The organism is Actinomadura meyerae, assembly GCF_900188445.1.
GTDB lineage: Bacteria > Actinomycetota > Actinomycetes > Streptosporangiales > Streptosporangiaceae > Spirillospora > Spirillospora meyerae.
In genome coordinates this window covers 564813-580568 of the sequence record NZ_FZOR01000001.1, presented here as the reverse complement: position 1 = coordinate 580568, position 15756 = coordinate 564813, and the positions used below count along the sequence as shown (strand labels likewise).

Here is a 15756-nt window from a genome sequence, read left to right as displayed (position 1 = left end):
CTCCGCCGACCGGGCCGCCGACCGGGCCGCCGGCCGGGCCCCCGGCCTGCCCTACGGCCGCCCCGCCGGCCGGGCCGTCACCGCCGTGCCGCCGCCGTCACGAGGCGGCCGTCCCGCGCGAGGGGGCGCTCGCCGGGGCGGGCCCGCCTGCGGCGCGCGCGATCGCCTTGCGCAGCTCGTCGGCCGAGCCGAGGACCTCGTCGCCGACCTTCCGGCCGTTCAGCGCCAGGTACGGGGTGGCGTCGACGCCGGCCTTCCCGGCGGCGGCGCTGGCCTGGTTCACGGTCCTCATCCGCTGCTCCCCGTCGACGCAGGCGGTGAAGGCCGCGTCGCGCACCCCGAGGTCGACCGCCCAGGCGATGAGCTCCTTCGGCAGGAACCCCTTCGTCCCCTCCTCGGGCTGCTCGGCGAAGAGCCGGTCGTGGTACTTCACCCAGTGGGAGGCGGGCATGCAGGCGGCGGCGTTCGCGGCCCGCCGGGAGTTGCCCATCAGCGGCTCCTGCTGGAACAGCTGGAACGGCCGGTACACCACCTTCAGCCGGCCCTCCGCGGCGAGCTGCTTCATCGTCGCGCCGAGCCGCGCCTCCATCGCCTTGCAGGCGGGGCACTGGAAGTCCTCCCAGACGTCGAGGACGGGCGCGGTCACGCCGGGCTTCGCCATCGCGACCGAGCCGTCCTGCTGCCGGGTCGCGGGGGCGAGCGCGCCCTTGTAGTCGTCGACCGAGGGCCCGCCCCCGTCCCGGGACGTCACCACGACCACCGCCACGACGGCGACCGCCGCCAGCGCGACGGCCCCGAGGACGACCACCAGCGCGCGCCGGCGCCGCCCCCGGGCCGCCTCCCGTGCCCGCTCCCGCGCGAGGCGCCGCCGCGCGGACCCCCCGCTGCCCTGCTCGCTCATCGATCCCCCGATCGCCACTCTGCGTGCTCCTGGCTGTGACGAGCGTAGCGGCGGGGGCGGCGATCGTCCTCAGGAAGCGCCGTGCGGGCCGGGAGAGGTCACTTCCCGGCGGCGCCGGCGGCGTCGACCATGGCGCGCAGCCCCGCGGGGTTCATGACCTGGGCGGTGTCGAGCTTCTGGCCGTTGAGGAAGACCGTCGGCGTGCCGTCGACGCCGCGGTCCTGCAGCGCGTACTTGGTCATCGCGTCGACCGTGCTCTTCTTCTGCTCGTCCCGGACGCACTTCTCGAAGTTCGGGTCGGTGACGCCGACGTCCTTGCCCCACTTCACGAGGTCGTCGGGCGAGAAGCCCTTGGAGCCCTCGGCGGGCTGGAACTTGAAGAGCGCGTCATGGTAGCTGACCCACTTGTCGGCCGGGACGCACAGCGCCGCCTCGGCCGAGCGCAGCGAGTTGATCCGGATGGGGTCCTTCTGCTGCCCGAACAGGTGGAACGGCCGGTAGACGACCTTGACCTTGCCCTCCAGCGCGAGCTGCTTGACGGTCTTGCCGGTCGCCTCCTCGAACTCCTTGCAGATCGGGCACTGGAAGTCCTCGAAGATCTCCAGCTCGGGCTTGGCGACCCCGGCCTTGGCCATCACGATGGAGCCGTCGTCCTGGCGGCTGACGGGCGCGAGGGGCCCGGTGTGGGCCTCGGCGCGGCCGTTCTTGCTCCGCTGGTCGAGGACCAGGACGGTGGCGACGACGACCAGCGCCACCGCCACCACCGATCCGAGGACGATGGCGAGCAGCCGCCGCTGCTTCTCCCGCGCCGCCTGCCGCTTGCGCTCGGCGGCCAGGCGCTCCCTCGCGGACCGCTCTCGTGCGGCCTTGCTCATTGGTTCTCCTATGCGTGCGGACCCGGCGCCGCGGACGGTGCGGCGCGGTAACGGCGAGATTAGTCGACTTGACCGATCCGTCGGAATTCGTCGGCCAGGACGAGGAGGAACAGCAGGACGGTGACGACGTGGACCCCGGTGCACCACAGGCAGATCTTGTGCAGGATCGCCAGCTCCACGGTCACCAGGTAGACGACCATGAGCACGCCCACGGAGACGCCGGCCACCCGGCCCCACCGCAGCGGCGCCCACGTCGAGCGCAGCGCCCAGGGCGTCAGCAGCGCGCCGAACCCGACGAAGAAGGCGAGGCCCAGCAGCGGCATCGGGATGCCGAGCAGCGTGGAGTAGTCGCTCGTGGTGACCGCGTGGCAGTCGATCGTCGAGGTCGCGGAGCAGACCAGCGCGCCCTCGTCGTAGTGGGTGATCGTCAGGTAGACGGAGATCCCGAGGCCCGCGAGCGTCAGCAGCCAGGCCGCAGCCTGGAACCACGCGGGGGGCAGCGGCGGCCGTGCCGCCTCGGCCCGGCCCTTCGCCGTCATCTCTTGCGTCATCGTGATCCTTCCGGGACCGCCTCTCCGGCGATCACACCCTACGGGAGCGCCGCGCCGCCACAAGCATGAACTCGGCGGCGGCCGCGCCGAGTTCCCGGTGACCGGCGGGGCCCGCGCGGATACGGCTTTTCCGCCGTCCGCACGGGCCCCGCCGGCATGTCCGGAACGCGGTCAGCGGGCGCCGCGGACCCCCGCCGCGAGCTCCTCGGTCAGCGACCGGACCGCGGACAGGCCGGAGGCGAGGTCGGGGGCGTCCAGGACGCGGCGGCTGAACGCCGACCCGACGATCACCCCGTCGGCGAACCCGGCGACCTCGGCGGCCTGCGCGCCGGTGCCGACGCCGAGCCCGAGCCCGACCGGCAGCCCGGTCCCGCTCTTGTCGATGGCCGCCCGGGTGCGCTCCACCAGCCGCGGGGCGCCGGTGTCGACGGCCGAGCGGGCGCCGGTGACGCCCATCAGCGACGCCGCGTACACGAAGCCGCGGGACACCCCGGTGACCGTCTCGATCCGCTCGTCGGTGGAGCTGAGCGCGACGAGGAACACCCGGTCGAGGTCGTGCGCGTCCGACGCCTCCAGCCACTCGCCGCCCTCCTCGGGCGTGAGGTCCGGGGTGATCAGCCCGGCCCCGCCGGCCGAGGCGAGGTCGCGCGCGAACCGGTCGACGCCGTAGCGGTCGACGGGGTTCCAGTACGTCATGACGAGGACGGGGACGCCGGTCGCGGCGACGGCCTCGACCGTCGCGAGCACGTCGGCGATGCGGACGCCGCCGACCAGGGCCCGGTGGACGGCGTCCTGGATGGTGGGGCCGTCCATCACCGGGTCGCTGTAGGGCAGCCCGATCTCGATGGCGTCGCAGCCCGCGTCGACCATGGTCTTCATGACCTCGATCGCGCCGTCGCGGGTGGGGAACCCGGCGGGCAGGTAGCCGACGAGCGCGGCGCGCTCCTCGGCCCGGGCCTTCTCGTAGGCGGTCCGGACGGTCACTGGCCCTCCTCCTCGGGCATCAGGCCGAAGAAGGAGGCGGCCGTGTGCATGTCCTTGTCGCCGCGGCCCGACAGGCAGACCACGATCACGGCGTCCGGGCCGAGCTCCCGGCCGACCTTGAGGGCGCCGGCGAGCGCGTGCGCCGACTCGATGGCCGGGATGATGCCCTCGGTGCGGCACAGCAGCGCGAACGCGTCCATCGCCTCCGCGTCGGTGATCTCGCGGTACTCGGCGCGTCCGGTGTCGCGCAGCCACGAGTGCTCGGGGCCGACGCCGGGGTAGTCGAGGCCGGCGGAGATCGAGTGGGTCTCCATGGTCTGGCCGTCCTCGTCCTGCAGCAGGTAGGTCCGCATGCCGTGGATGACGCCGAGGGACCCGCCGACGAGGGTCGCGGCGTGCTTGCCGGACGCGACGCCGTCGCCGCCCGCCTCGAACCCGAACAGCCGGACCGACTCGTCCGGGACGAAGGCGTGGAAGGTGCCGATCGCGTTGGAGCCGCCGCCGACGCAGGCGACGACCGCGTCCGGCAGGGCGCCGGTCAGGTCGATGCACTGCCGCCGCGCCTCGACGCCGATGACCCGCTGGAAGTCGCGGACCATCATCGGGAACGGGTGCGGGCCCATCACCGAGCCGATGCAGTAGTGGGTGTCCTCGACGGTGGCGACCCAGTCGCGGAACGCCTCGTTGCAGGCGTCCTTGAGGGTGCGGCTGCCGGTGCGCACCGGGACGACCTCGGCGCCGAGCATCCGCATCCGCGCGACGTTGAGGGCCTGCCGCTCGGTGTCGACCTCGCCCATGTAGACGGTGCAGCTCAGGCCGAGGAGCGCGGCGGCGGTGGCGGTCGCGACGCCGTGCTGCCCGGCGCCGGTCTCGGCGATCACCCGCGACTTGCCCATCCGGCGGGTGAGCAGCGCCTGGCCGAGCACATTGTTGATCTTGTGCGAGCCGGTGTGGTTGAGGTCCTCGCGCTTGAGCAGCACGCGGGCGCCGCCCGCCTCCGCCGAGAAGCGCTCGGCCTCGGTCAGCAGGCTGGGGCGGCCCGCGTAGTTCGCGAGGAGGTCGTCGAGCTCGGCGGTGAAGGCCGGGTCGCGCTTGGCGTTCTCGAACTCGCGGGTCAGCTCGTCCAGCGCCGCCATCAGCGCCTCGGGGGCGAACCGGCCGCCGAAGCGGCCGAAGTGGCCCGTGGCGTCGGGTACGGCTTCAGCACCGCGCGCGGCGGTGTCCATGGTCATGGGTAAACGGGTCCTGTCGTGGAGAAGTGGCCGATGGGGTCAGCGGTTGCTCGGCTGGCCCCGCCATCGCTCCCGGAGCGGTTCGACCTGCATGCCCTCACCCTATCCAGTCGGCCCGCCGGCGTGCGCCGCCGGCGGCTCGGCCACTCGGACTCCTGCCACCCGGACGCCCTGCCGCTCGGACGCCCGGCCACCTGGCCACTCGGCCGCTCAGCCGCTCTGCCGCAGCGCCGGGTGGGCGCCGGCGGCGACCAGGTCGGCGACGGCGGCGCGCGGGTCGCGGCCGATGACCAGGCTCTCCCCCACCAGCACGGCGTCGGCGCCGCTGGAGGCGTAGGCGAGCAGGTCGTGCGGGCCGCGCACCCCGGACTCGGCGATCTTCACCACGTCCTTGGGCAGGGTGGGCGCGACGCGGGCGAACACGCCGCGGTCGACCTTGAGGGTGCGCAGGTCGCGGGCGTTGACGCCGACGACCTTGGCGCCGGCCTCCACGGCGCGGGCGGCCTCCTCCTCGGTGTGCGCCTCGACGAGCGGGAGCAGCCCGATGGACTCGGCCCGCTCGATCAGCGAGACCAGGGCGTCCTGCGGCAGCGCGGCGACGATCAGCAGCGCCATGTCGGCGCCCGCGGCGCGCGCCTCCCACAGCTGGTAGGAGGTGACGATGAAGTCCTTGCGCAGGACGGCGACGTCGACGTTGGCGCGGACGTCGGCGAGGTCGGCGAGGCTGCCGCCGAACCGGCGCCGCTCGGTCAGCACGCTGATCACCTTGGCGCCGCCGGCCTCGTAGTCGCGGGCGAGCGCGGCGGGGTCGGCGATCGCGGCGAGCGCGCCCTTGGACGGGCTGCTGCGCTTGACCTCGGCGATGACCTGGACCCCCGGGCCGCGCAGCGCGGCGAGCGCGTCGCGCGGGGGCGGGGCGGCGGCCGCCTTCTCCTTGACGGCGTCGAGCGGGACCTCGCGCTGCCTGTCGGCGAGATCGGCCCGGACGCCTTCGATGATCTCGTCCAAAACGCTCAAGGTCGCAGGCCCCCTATTTCAGGTCGTTCCGTGCACCGATCGTAGCCGCCCCCACCGGGGCGGCCCCCACCCGGGCGGGCCGCGTCCGCCTCCGGCCGCCCTCCGGCGGACCGGGCGGCGCCCGCCCCGCGCAGGTCAGGGCGCCAGCGCCGCCGCGAACGGCAGGTTCCGGACCACCCAATAGGCGATCAGGAGCCCGACGAACGCGTACACCACAGGCGGCTTGAACAGGGCGGTCCGCATCGGCAGCCCCCGCGCCGTCCGGACCGTCCAGCGCGCGTAGAGGTAGCCGAAGACCGGCAGCAGCGCGAACAGCAGCGGGTTGAGGCCGAAGGCGGCGCCCACGTCCCCGTGGGTGAGGGCGTAGACGAGCCGTGTGGCCCCGCAGCCCGGGCAGTAGTACCCGGTCATCGCCAGGAACGGGCAGCCCGGGTAGTGCCCGGCCTCGTTGGGGTCGCCGCGCAGCGCCACGACCAGGGCTCCGGCGGTGACACCGGCGAGGACCGCCGCCTGCGGCAGGAGCGCCCTGAGCCGCCCCGGGCCCGGCGCGTGCGGTGCGGGCCCGTGCGGATGCGCGTGCTCCTGCGAAGGGACGGGTGCGCGAGTCACAGGGCCCACGATAGGCGACGCCCGGGGGGCGCCCGCGCGGCCACCGGGAGGACGGACGGCCCGCCGCCGTCCGCCGTCAGCCGCCGCCGTCAGCCGTCCAGGACGTAGCCGACGCCGCGGACGGTCCGGATGGGGCTGTCCTCGCCGAGCTTGGCGCGGAGCTGGGCGACGTGGACGTCCACGGTGCGGCTCCCGGCGCCGGCGCCGGGCCCCCACGCGGCGTCGAGGAGCTGCTCGCGGGTGAAGACGCGGCCGGGGTTGGCCATCAGGAACTCGAGGAGGTCGAACTCGGTGACGGTGAGGGCGACGCGGCGGCCGCCGGCGACGGCGGCCCGGCCGGGCCGGTCGAGGGCGACCGCGCCGGCCCGCAGCGGACCGGGCTCGCCGGCGGGGGCGGGGGCGCCCCGGCGCAGCGCCTCGGCGACGGCGCCGACGAGCACGCGGGGGCCGAACGGCCGGTCGACGCGGTGCTCGCCGAGCGAGCGGGCGATGGCGGGGTCGAGGGGGCCGGTGACGGCGACGACGGGGGCGGGGCATGCGGCGTCGGCGACGCGGCGGTACAGGTCGGCGGGCAGCGCGGCGGTGGACAGGTCGAGGACGACGACGTCGGGGCGGCTGCGCTCGGCGGCGGCGGCCGCCCGCCCGGGATCGGCCTCGATCTCGACGGCGAAGCCCTCCCGGGCGAGGTAGCGGCGCTGCAGCTCGGCGACGGCGGGATCGTGCTCGACGACGAGCACGAGCCCGCCCCCGTCGGCGGTCACGACCGGCCGTCGCGGCGGGCGGTCGGGTCCTCGCCGCGGTCGAGGGAGCGCCACATCGCGGAGGGGTCGCCGGCCGGAGCGGCGCCCCCGGCGGCGGGGCCGCGCGTCCCGGCGCGCTCGTACCGGGACGACAGCCCGGGCCAGCGCGCGCCGCGCACGGCCGTGACCAGGCCGGCGACGGCGAGCAGCACGCCCCCGGTGACCGAGGCCATCCACCACAGGTTCACGTCCAGGGCGGGGTCGGCGCCGAGCTTCAGCAGGGCGCTCTTGTCGCCCGCGGCGGACAGCACGTTCGACCGCTGGACGGCGGCGGCCGACGCGTAGGCGATCCCCGCGCCGAACAGGGCGATGAGGACGCCGACGCCCGCGCGCACACGGCCGCGGGTGGCGAACAGGGCGGCGAGCCCGGCCAGGCCGGCCCAGCCCAGCGCGCCCGCCGCGCCGCCCAGGTCGCCTCCGGTGAGCGTCTGGGTGAAGGGGGTGATGGCGTGCTCGGCCTTGACGGTGGCCCAGGTGCGCCCGGCGGCGAGCAGGGCGAGACCCGCGCCGGCGGCGCACAGCAGCGCCGTCAGCCCGCGTTCACGCCCGGGCGTCATGACGCCCCGTCAGGGCGCTCCCCGACGACCGCGGGAAGGACGTCGGCGTCCCAGCAGGTGCGGTCGCCGGTGTGGCAGGCGGCGCCGACCTGGTCGACCTTCACCAGGACGGCGTCGGCGTCGCAGTCCAGCGCGACCGACTTGACCCACTGCTGGTGCCCGGAGGTCTCGCCCTTCACCCAGTACTCCCCCCGGCTGCGCGACCAGTAGGTGCAGCGGCCGGTGGTGAGGGTGCGGTGCAGGGCCTCGTCGTCCATCCAGCCGAGCATGAGCACCTCGCCGGTGTCGTACTGCTGGGCGATGGCGGGCACGAGGCCGTTCGGGTCGCGCTTCAGTCGCGCGGCGATCTTCGGGTCCAGGTCGCTGGACGCTCGTGGGGACATGGCCGAGAGTTTATTGCAGCGCTACCGGCCGCCGACCTCGCCCGACGAGCCGGCCCGCCCGGAACGGGCCCGCCCGGAACGAGCCCGGTGAAGACGAAGGGGCCCGCTCCCCTGGCGGAGGGAGCGGGCCCCGACGTACGACTGCGGGTGTTACAGGGGGACGACCTGGTCGGCCTGCGGACCCCGGTTACCCTGCGTCACCTCGAACTGGACGCGCTGGTTCTCGTCCAGCGTGCGGTATCCGGAGGTCTGGATAGCCGAGTAGTGCACGAAGACGTCCGGCCCGCCGCCGTCGACGGCGATGAACCCGAAGCCCTTCTCGGCGTTGAACCACTTCACGGTGCCCTGCTGGGGCATGTCTTTCTCCTTGCGGCAAAACCTGGGCCCACACCTCGCGGGCCCGTGCGGTCGCTGCGGAACGCTCTCGCCCCCCGTACGGTCCCGGAAAAGCCAAAACGCCCGCTGCCATCAGTCCGCGGGCGTCTGCACGATCGAGAACCACGACTGCAACCGACCGCCCCACAGTATCACCGGTTCCGCGTAAAGCGGAGGAGCCGCAAGGGACGCGATTCTCCTCTCGGCGAACCCTGCCGTTACCTGCCCGTTAAAGACTCCAACCGGTCTCGGTCAGGCTCTTGACAGCCTCCGTGGCCCCGGTGAGGCGGACGTCCGCGACGTCCCGGCGGCCCAGTGCCCAGAGGACGAGTTCACCGACCGGGCCGTGCACGCGCACGGCTCCGCGGGCGTCACGGCCCCGGCCGGGCACCCGCAGGCTGCGCCCGTCGGGTTGCACCAGCGTTACCTCGACCTGAACTTTTCTTAGGACAAAGCGGGCAATTTTTATCCGTCGCCAGAGCACTTCCTCGAGTTCCGGCGAGATCTCCCGGGGCTCCCAGTCGGGGCGCGCACGCAGGACGTCCTCATGGTGAACAAAGAACTCGACACCGTTCGCGTTTTTGTCGACTCCCGGAAGCGCGTACGGGGAGAACTTCGCCGGTCCGTCCCGAAAGCGTTCGACCAGCCGGTCGAACGGGACGGCGCGCGCGGTGCGGCGCCGGACGCGCTCGGTGTAGAAGGCCAGCGGGGGCAGCAGGATCCCGGGCGCGGCGTCCGGCCGGTCCTCGCGGACGACCAGGTGCGCGGCCAGGTCGCGGGCGGTCCAGCCGCCGCACCTGGTGGGGGCGTCGGGCCCCGCGTCGGCCAGCGCGCCGGCCAGCAGCAGGCGCTCGCGCCGGACGGGCCCGGGGGCGTCCGCGCCGGGCTCGGCCGGGCCCGCGGCCGGGCGGCCCTCGGATGCGCTCATCCCTTGATCGTAGGCGGTGCGGGCCCGGCCGGGAATAAGCACCGCGGCCGGATGGTAGGCATGTGCAGGCCCGGAGATCCCCCGCGCCCCGGTCGCCGGGGCGGAGTCCCGGGCGCCCGCCGTGATCGAGGAGTCGCCGTGCCCCCTGCGTCCAGACGCGTCAGCCCACACGTGCTCAGGGAGGGCATGGGCGTGCTGTGGGTCGCGGTCAAGGCCGAGCCCCGGGTCTTCGCGGCGTCGGTGGCCGCGAGCGCCCTGTACGCGGCGATGACCGTGGCGACGGCGAAGGTGCTGGGCTGGGCGACCGAGCACGTCGTCCTGCCCGCCTTCGAGTCCGGGGACACGACCGCCGGGGCGCTGGCGGGCGCCGCCGCGCTGATCATGGGTGTGGCGCTGCTGAAGGCGCTCGGCGTCGCCGGCCGGCGCTTCTACGCGGGCCTCATGCAGTACCGGATGCAGGCGTCCTACCGCCGCGCGGTGACCCGGCAGTACCTGCGGCTGCCGCTGGCCTGGCACCACCGGCACCCGACCGGGCAGCTGCTGTCGAACGCCAACGCCGACGTCGAGGCGGTGTGGGCGCCGATCGCGCCGCTGCCGATGGCGGTGGGCGTGGTGTTCATGCTGCTGATCGCCGCGGTGTCGATCCTGGTGACGGACGTGGTGGTGGCGGCGGTCGGCTTCCTGGTCTTCCCCGCCGTCGCGCTGATCAACGTGGTGTACCAGCGGCGGCTGTCGCCGGTCGCGACCCGCGCGCAGCAGCTGCGCGCGGAGGTCAGCGAGGTGGCGCACGAGAGCTTCGAGGGCGGCCTGGTCGTCAAGACGCTCGGCCGGGAGGCGGCCGAGACGGCGCGGTTCCGGGAGCGGGCGGAGGAGCTGCGGGACGCCAACATCGCGGTGGGCCGCATCCGCGGGCTGTTCGACCCGGTGCTGGAGGCGCTGCCGAACCTCGGCGTCCTCGCCGTCCTGCTGATCGGGTCGCTGCGGCTGGAGGCCGGCGCGATGTCGCCGGGCGACCTGGTGAACGCGGCCTACCTGTTCACGCTGCTGTCGTGGCCGGTCCGGGCGCTCGGCTGGGTGCTCGGCGAGGTGCCGCGCAGCGTCGTCGGCTGGAAGCGGGTCCGCCACGTGCTGGACGCGACCGGCTCCCTGCCGTTCGGGGAGGACGCGCTGGACGGGAACGGCGGCAAGGCGACCGATCTGGAGGTCCGCGAGGTCCGCTTCGCCTACGAGGAGGACGGCGAGGAGGACGGCGCGGCGGACGGCGAGGAGGGCGGCGAGGAGGGCGGCGGGGGTTCCGGGCGGCACATCCTGCACGACGTGTCGTTCGCCGCGTCCCCGGGGCGGACGATCGCGGTGGTCGGCCCGACGGGCTCCGGCAAGTCCACGCTGACCTCGCTGCTGGTGCGGCTGGTCGACCCGGCCGACGGCTCGGTCCTGCTGGACGGCGTCGACCTGCGCGACGTGCGGCGCGGCGGGGTCGCGGAGACGGCGGCGCTCGTCCCGCAGCAGACGTTCCTGTTCGACGACACCGTGCGCGGCAACGTGACGCTCGGCCTCGACGTCCCCGACGAGCGGGTCTGGGAGGCGCTGCGCCTCGCCCAGGCCGAGGGGTTCGTCGCGGCCCTCGCCGACGGGCTCGACACGAAGGTGGGCGAGCGGGGGGCGACGCTGTCGGGCGGGCAGCGGCAGCGGCTCGCGCTGGCGCGCGCGCTGGTGCGGCGGCCCCGGCTGCTCGTCCTGGACGACGCGACCTCCAGCGTCGACCCGCAGGTGGAGGCGCGCATCCTGCAGAGCCTGCGGGAGGCGCAGTCGGGCGAGGCGGGCGGCGCGACCGTCGTGGTCGTCGCCTACCGCAAGGCGACGATCGCGCTGGCCGACGAGGTCGTCTACATGGAGCACGGCCGCGTCGTCGCGCGCGGCGCCCACGCCGAGCTGCTGGAGCGCTCGGCGGGCTACGCCGACCTCGTGAACGCCTACGAGCGGGCCGAGGCCGAACAGGAGGCCGAGCAGGCCGAGCAGGAGGCCGTCGAGGGCGGCGAGGAGGCACTGGCATGACGGTCCTTGACGGCGCGGCGACCACCGAGGGCGCGATCAGCACGCTGAGGCGGGGGCTGCGGCTGAGCCCGGAGTTCCGGGCGGGCCTGGCGGGCACGCTGCTGCTCGCGCTGGTGTCGACGGCGGGGCGGGTGGTGGTGCCCATCGCCGTGCAGCAGACGATCGACAAGGGCATCGGGCGCCCCGGCGGCCCCGACATCGCCTTCATCCGGACGGCCGTGCTGCTGTGCGCGGCGGCCGTCCTGGTGACCGCGGTGTGCGCGTACCTGATGAACGTGCGGCTCTACAAGACGTCCGAGGGCGGCCTGGCGGGGCTGCGGGTGAAGGCGTTCCGGCACGTCCACGACCTGTCGATGCTCACCCAGAGCGGGGAGCGGCGGGGCGCACTCGTGTCGCGGGTGACGAGCGACGTCGACCAGATCAGCCAGTTCATGCAGTCCGGCGGGCTGATGTTCATCGTCTCGATCGGGCAGCTGCTCGTGGCGAGCGTGCTGATGCTGGTCTACTCCTGGCAGCTGGCGCTGCTGGTGTGGGTGGCGTTCCTGCCGCTGGCGTTCGCCCTGCGGCGCTTCCAGAAGATCCTCTCGGCGGCCTACTTCCGGGTGCGGGAGCGGATGGGCGACCTGCTGGCCGCGGTCGGCGAGTCGGTCGTCGGCGCCCCGGTGATCCGCGCGTACGCGGCGGAGGAGCGCACCGGCCGCCGGGTGGACGAGACCGTCGAGTCCTACCGGTCGGCGCAGACCCGCGCGCAGGCGATGGTCGCGCTGACCTTCCCCGTCAGCGAGCTGGTCGCGGCGCTGGCGACCGCGGCCGTCGTCATCGCCGGGACGCTGCTCGGCGTCGCCGGGGAGGTGTCGGCGGGCGAGCTGGTCGCGTTCCTGTTCCTGGTGACGCTGTTCGTCAGCCCGATGCAGACGGCCACCGAGGTGCTGAACGAGGCGCAGAACGCGATCGCGGGCTGGCGGCGGGTCCTCGGCGTGCTGGACACCGAGCCGGACGTCGCCGACCCCGGCGAGGCGGGCGAGACGCTGCCGCGCGGGCCGATCGAGGTGCGGTTCGAGTCGGTCGGGTTCGCCTATCCGGGCGGCCCGCCCGTGCTGCACGGGGTGGACGCCGAGATCGCGCCGCGCAGCCGGATCGCGGTCGTCGGGCAGACCGGCTCCGGCAAGACCACGTTCGCCAAGCTCCTCACCCGGCTCATGGACCCGGTCTCGGGCCGGATCCTGGTGGACGGCGTGCCGCTGGACCGGGTCCGGTTCTCCTCGCTGCGCGAGCGGATCGTCATGGTGCCGCAGGACGGGTTCCTGTTCGACGCGTCCCTCGCCGACAACATCAGGTACGGGCGGCCGGACGCCTCCGACGAGGACCTCGCCCGCGCGCTCACCGAGCTGGGCCTCGCCGACTGGCTGGACGGCCTGCCGCGCGGGCTCGCCACCCCGGTGGGGCAGCGCGGCGAGTCGCTGTCGGCCGGGGAGCGGCAGCTCGTCGCGCTGGCCCGCGCCTACATCGCCGACCCGGACCTGCTCGTGCTGGACGAGGCGACCTCGGCGGTGGACCCGGCGACGGAGGTCCGCATCCAGCGGGCCCTGGACGGCGTCACCCGCGGCCGGACGGCGATCGCCATCGCGCACCGGCTGTCGACCGCCGAGGCGGCCGACGAGGTGATCGTCTTCGAGGCCGGGCGGATCGTCCAGCGCGGCCCGCACGCCGAGCTGGTGGCGCGTCCGGGGGTCTACGCCGACCTGCACGCGTCCTGGATCGCGCAGCGGTCGCTGTGAGAAGCGCCATGAGGACCGGACCGACCTGGGGTAAAGCACTTGCCCGATATCTGGTCCAGTGCGCATTCTGACGGGGTGAGCAACGAGGTCGTGTTGGAATCGGCGGGCACGCTGCGCGGTCAGCTGCAGCGGGGGCTCGGGAGGGCCGCGCGGCGCGCGGCGGACAGGCCCGGCGCGGGCGAGTACGTCTACGACTGCGTCCGGTCGGATCCGCGCTGGGACCGCCAGTGCGAGTCGCGGCGGCTGTACTACGCCCGGTTGATGGTGGATCTGGAGTTGCCGGCGGGGCCGGTGGCCGAGCATCTGTTCGACCCCGCGGACCATACCGACCCCGACGAATGGCGGGTGGACCTCGCGCTCGGCGTCCTCGCGGACCTGGTGCGGCTGAGCCGGCGCGAGGCGGCGGCGCCGCTGCGGCGGTACGCCGAGGAGGGCGCGCAGTGGTTCGACGCGGTGACGGAGCTGATCGACCTCGAGGACCCATCGCTGACGGACGGCCTGGACGAGCTGGTGGCGGCGCGCTGCGACGACGCCGACCTGGAGATGCTGGTGCCCGCCGGGCGCAACCCGGTGATCGAGGCGTGGGCGGCGCGGCAGCCGCGGGTGGCCGCGGCGCTGGAGCGGCAGCGGGCGGCGGGCCGGGCGGCGCGCCGCGCGATGGCCGCGGGCCCCGGCCGGGACGCGCAGAGCGACGCCGAGCTGCTGGCGCTCGCCCGGCGGCGCGGCGAGGGCGCCATCGCGGCGATCTTCGAGCTGGGGCGGCGGCGGACGCCGGCGCTGCTCGACCTCGCCGAGGAGCTGCTGCCGCAGCGGCCGAGCCGGTTCGGCGGCGCGGTGTGCCGGGCGCTGCGCGACTACGGCCCGGAGACGCTGCCGCGGGCGCGGGCGTGGGCGGCCGAGCGCGGCGGCTGCGCCGACATCGGGCTGCGCATCCTCGCCCGGTACGGCACCCGGCAGGACATCCCGCTGCTGATGGAGGAGCTGCAAGGGGCCGTCGCCCGGCGGGAGTGGGGCGGCGCCGCGGGTCCCATCGAGGGGCTGGGGCGGCTGCGCGCCGGTGAGGCCGTCCCCTTGCTGAAGACCGCTTGGACCGAGTCGACCTACGCCTATCTGAGACCCCGCATCCTGACCGCGTTGACGAGAACGGCCCCGCACACCGCCGAGTCCTACACCGTCGAGGGGCTGTGGGACTGCGAGGACGGCGTCCGCGCCGAGGCCGCCCGGTCCGCGCCGCTCACCCGCGATACGGGGCTGCGGCTGCGCCGGCTGCACCAGGACGGCGCCGAGGACCCCGGCGTCCGCGCCGCGGCGGGCGCCCGCCTGATGACCTGAACCCGAGGACCCGAGCCCGCCGGCCAGGGCCGGACGGCGCGGGCCGGACGCCGGACGGCCTCGGGGACTTCGCGGGGCCGCCGGTGAACCCCGCCGGGGCGCGATGCGTATTGCTCCGTCGAATCGCGCATCTCACCCGGAGAGGAATGGCGATGGGTCCCCGACACCACCCCCGCCCGATCACACCGCGCCGCAGGACGCCGCGGGGAAGGGCGGCGCTGCTGTGCGCCGCCGCGCTGGCGCTGCCGCTCGCGGCGGGCTGCTCGGCGAAATCGGACGCCTCCGGCGAGAAGACCGCCAAGCCCGCCAGCCTGCAGGAACTCGCGCAGCAGACGGACTGCCAGGTGACCGGGCAGCGCAAGGTCAAGGACCTGGAGCAGGGGAACTGCAAGACCTCGCTGGGACGCTTCGTCCTGGTCAGCTTCACCACCGACGCGGGCATGCACTCCTGGCTGGAGGAGGCCAAGCCGTGGGGCGGCTGGTACCTGGTCGGGGCGCGCTGGGTGGCGGTCAGCCAGAAGCCGACGCTGGAGTCGCTCCGCAAGGACCTCGGCGGCAAGATCGTCCAGGGCGACCACCACGGCTCCGGGCAGGAGGGCGGGCACGAGGGCGGGCACGGCTGACCGTTCGCCGCCGCCTCGGCCGGGCCCACGCCCGGCCGCTCACGGCCCGGCGGCGTCCTCGCCGCGGACCAGGAGGACGCTCCAGCGCTCCAGCGCGGGCCCGGTGCGGGCCAGGACGCGCCGCGCGGCCAGCCCGCGGCCGATCGTGCCGGGATGCCACAGGGGGTGGCGGGGGCCGTCCACGATGACGCGCAGCGCGGCGACCGGCAGCCCGCCGGCCCGCGCCGCGACGATGGCCGACTCCATGTCGACGGCGCGCGCGCCCTGCGCGGCGAGCACGGCCCGCTGCCGGCCGTGGACGACGCGGTCGGTCGTGACCAGCGGCCCGACCTGGGCGCTCAGCCCGTCCCGGATCAGCTCCCCGGCGAGCAGCCGGGGCGCGCTGCACCGCACCGCGGAGCCGCCGGGCCCGCGGATCTCGTCGGCGACGAGGACGTCGCCCGGCCGCAGCCGCTCGTCGAGCGCGCCGCCGAAGCCGACGGTGACCAGGGCGGCGCAGGCGCCGGGCAGGCGGGCGGCGCGGCGGGCCCGGTAGCCGACGACCACGACCGGGGTCCGGGTGAGGCCGCGCCGCACCGCGCGGGCCTCGATCCGCAGCGCGGCGCACACGACCGGGCCGACGACCGGGACATCCCCGGCCACGGCGCCGTCGGCCACGCCCCCGTCGGCCGCGGCGCCGGGGGCACCGGTGCCGGCGCGCGGGTCACTGTCCGTGCTCACGCGTCCAGCGAAGCACGGGGTGGCCGGGAAGATCCA

Annotated in this window: 17 protein-coding genes; 4 read left to right on the top strand and 13 right to left on the bottom strand. The window is 75.2% G+C overall.

Annotation, left to right across the window (positions count from 1 at the left end; genetic code table 11):
- Positions 1 to 97 precede the first annotated feature (97 nt).
- The 12 genes from CHF16_RS02625 to CHF16_RS02570 form a co-directional block, all read right to left on the bottom strand.
- Positions 98 to 919: a DsbA family protein gene (locus tag CHF16_RS02625; RefSeq protein WP_245868164.1), complete on the bottom strand. Its 822-nt coding sequence runs from the start codon at positions 917 to 919 to the stop codon at positions 98 to 100.
- Between the two features lie 80 nt (positions 920 to 999).
- Positions 1000 to 1776 (bottom strand): DsbA family protein, encoded by a 777-nt coding sequence (locus tag CHF16_RS02620; RefSeq protein WP_089324229.1) that lies wholly within the window; start codon positions 1774 to 1776, stop codon positions 1000 to 1002.
- 59 nt (positions 1777 to 1835) lie between these two features.
- Positions 1836 to 2327 (bottom strand): vitamin K epoxide reductase family protein, encoded by a 492-nt coding sequence (locus CHF16_RS02615; RefSeq protein WP_089324228.1) that lies wholly within the window; start codon positions 2325 to 2327, stop codon positions 1836 to 1838.
- A 171-nt stretch (positions 2328 to 2498) separates the two neighbouring features.
- Positions 2499 to 3311: a tryptophan synthase subunit alpha gene (gene trpA / locus CHF16_RS02610; RefSeq protein ID WP_089324227.1), complete on the bottom strand. Its 813-nt coding sequence runs from the start codon at positions 3309 to 3311 to the stop codon at positions 2499 to 2501.
- Positions 3308 to 4543 carry a tryptophan synthase subunit beta gene (trpB, locus tag CHF16_RS02605; protein WP_089324226.1) on the bottom strand — a complete coding sequence of 412 codons (1236 nt, stop codon included), beginning with the start codon at positions 4541 to 4543 and terminating at the stop codon, positions 3308 to 3310. The genes trpA and trpB overlap by 4 nt, the downstream gene beginning before the upstream one ends.
- A 210-nt stretch (positions 4544 to 4753) precedes the next feature.
- On the bottom strand, positions 4754 to 5560 hold the full coding sequence (gene trpC / locus CHF16_RS02600) for an indole-3-glycerol phosphate synthase TrpC (protein WP_089324225.1): 807 nt from the start codon (positions 5558 to 5560) through the stop codon (positions 4754 to 4756).
- Positions 5561 to 5695: 135 nt separating this feature from the next.
- Positions 5696 to 6169, bottom strand: coding sequence for a DUF2752 domain-containing protein (locus tag CHF16_RS02595; protein ID WP_089324224.1), 474 nt, complete (start codon positions 6167 to 6169; stop codon positions 5696 to 5698).
- 89 nt (positions 6170 to 6258) lie between these two features.
- Entirely contained in the window at positions 6259 to 6930 is a 672-nt protein-coding gene (locus CHF16_RS02590) for a response regulator transcription factor (protein WP_089324223.1), read from the bottom strand.
- Complete coding sequence (locus CHF16_RS02585) at positions 6927 to 7526, bottom strand: Trp biosynthesis-associated membrane protein (RefSeq protein WP_089324222.1); 600 nt, start codon at positions 7524 to 7526, stop codon at positions 6927 to 6929. The genes CHF16_RS02590 and CHF16_RS02585 overlap by 4 nt, the downstream gene beginning before the upstream one ends.
- Entirely contained in the window at positions 7523 to 7909 is a 387-nt protein-coding gene (gene hisI, locus CHF16_RS02580) for a phosphoribosyl-AMP cyclohydrolase (protein WP_089324221.1), read from the bottom strand. Before hisI ends, CHF16_RS02585 begins: the two co-directional genes overlap by 4 nt.
- Positions 7910 to 8059: 150 nt before the next feature.
- A complete protein-coding gene (locus CHF16_RS02575) occupies positions 8060 to 8266 on the bottom strand; it encodes a cold-shock protein (protein WP_026405868.1) in 207 nt (68 codons plus the stop codon).
- Positions 8267 to 8513: 247 nt separating this feature from the next.
- Complete coding sequence (locus CHF16_RS02570) at positions 8514 to 9212, bottom strand: TIGR03085 family metal-binding protein (protein ID WP_089324220.1); 699 nt, start codon at positions 9210 to 9212, stop codon at positions 8514 to 8516.
- 186 nt (positions 9213 to 9398) lie between these two features.
- On the opposite strand from CHF16_RS02570, the gene CHF16_RS02565 reads away from it, so the two are divergent.
- The 4 genes from CHF16_RS02565 to CHF16_RS02550 all read left to right on the top strand — a co-directional run bounded on the left by CHF16_RS02565 (position 9399) and on the right by CHF16_RS02550 (position 15000).
- Positions 9399 to 11267, top strand: a complete 1869-nt coding sequence (locus CHF16_RS02565) for an ABC transporter ATP-binding protein (protein WP_245868163.1) — start codon at positions 9399 to 9401, stop codon at positions 11265 to 11267.
- Positions 11264 to 13045 (top strand): ABC transporter ATP-binding protein, encoded by a 1782-nt coding sequence (locus CHF16_RS02560; RefSeq protein ID WP_089324218.1) that lies wholly within the window; start codon positions 11264 to 11266, stop codon positions 13043 to 13045. Before CHF16_RS02565 ends, CHF16_RS02560 begins: the two co-directional genes overlap by 4 nt.
- A 75-nt stretch (positions 13046 to 13120) precedes the next feature.
- Positions 13121 to 14377, top strand: coding sequence for a hypothetical protein (locus CHF16_RS02555; RefSeq protein WP_245868162.1), 1257 nt, complete (start codon positions 13121 to 13123; stop codon positions 14375 to 14377).
- Between the two features lie 152 nt (positions 14378 to 14529).
- Positions 14530 to 15000, top strand: coding sequence for a hypothetical protein (locus CHF16_RS02550; RefSeq protein ID WP_245868161.1), 471 nt, complete (start codon positions 14530 to 14532; stop codon positions 14998 to 15000).
- Between the two features lie 39 nt (positions 15001 to 15039).
- Here the strand turns inward: CHF16_RS02550 and CHF16_RS02545 are convergent, their stop codons facing one another.
- A complete protein-coding gene (locus tag CHF16_RS02545) occupies positions 15040 to 15720 on the bottom strand; it encodes a phosphorylase family protein (protein ID WP_089324217.1) in 681 nt (226 codons plus the stop codon).
- Between the last annotated feature and the right edge of the window lie 36 nt (positions 15721 to 15756).

What these genes read in the sequence shown, in the direction of transcription:
- CHF16_RS02615 (WP_089324228.1), bottom strand. Translation starts at nt 2,327, where the DNA reads ATGACGCAAGAGATGACGGCGAAGGGCCGGGCCGAGGCGGCACGGCCG.
- CHF16_RS02585 (WP_089324222.1), bottom strand. Translation starts at nt 7,526, where the DNA reads ATGACGCCCGGGCGTGAACGCGGGCTGACGGCGCTGCTGTGCGCCGCC.
- CHF16_RS02620 (WP_089324229.1), bottom strand. Translation starts at nt 1,776, where the DNA reads ATGAGCAAGGCCGCACGAGAGCGGTCCGCGAGGGAGCGCCTGGCCGCC.
- CHF16_RS02575 (WP_026405868.1), bottom strand. Translation starts at nt 8,266, where the DNA reads ATGCCCCAGCAGGGCACCGTGAAGTGGTTCAACGCCGAGAAGGGCTTC.
- CHF16_RS02565 (WP_245868163.1), top strand. Translation starts at nt 9,399, where the DNA reads ATGGGCGTGCTGTGGGTCGCGGTCAAGGCCGAGCCCCGGGTCTTCGCG.
- CHF16_RS02570 (WP_089324220.1), bottom strand. Translation starts at nt 9,212, where the DNA reads ATGAGCGCATCCGAGGGCCGCCCGGCCGCGGGCCCGGCCGAGCCCGGC.
- CHF16_RS02560 (WP_089324218.1), top strand. Translation starts at nt 11,264, where the DNA reads ATGACGGTCCTTGACGGCGCGGCGACCACCGAGGGCGCGATCAGCACG.
- hisI (WP_089324221.1), bottom strand. Translation starts at nt 7,909, where the DNA reads ATGTCCCCACGAGCGTCCAGCGACCTGGACCCGAAGATCGCCGCGCGA.
- CHF16_RS02550 (WP_245868161.1), top strand. Translation starts at nt 14,530, where the DNA reads ATGGGTCCCCGACACCACCCCCGCCCGATCACACCGCGCCGCAGGACG.
- trpB (WP_089324226.1), bottom strand. Translation starts at nt 4,543, where the DNA reads ATGACCATGGACACCGCCGCGCGCGGTGCTGAAGCCGTACCCGACGCC.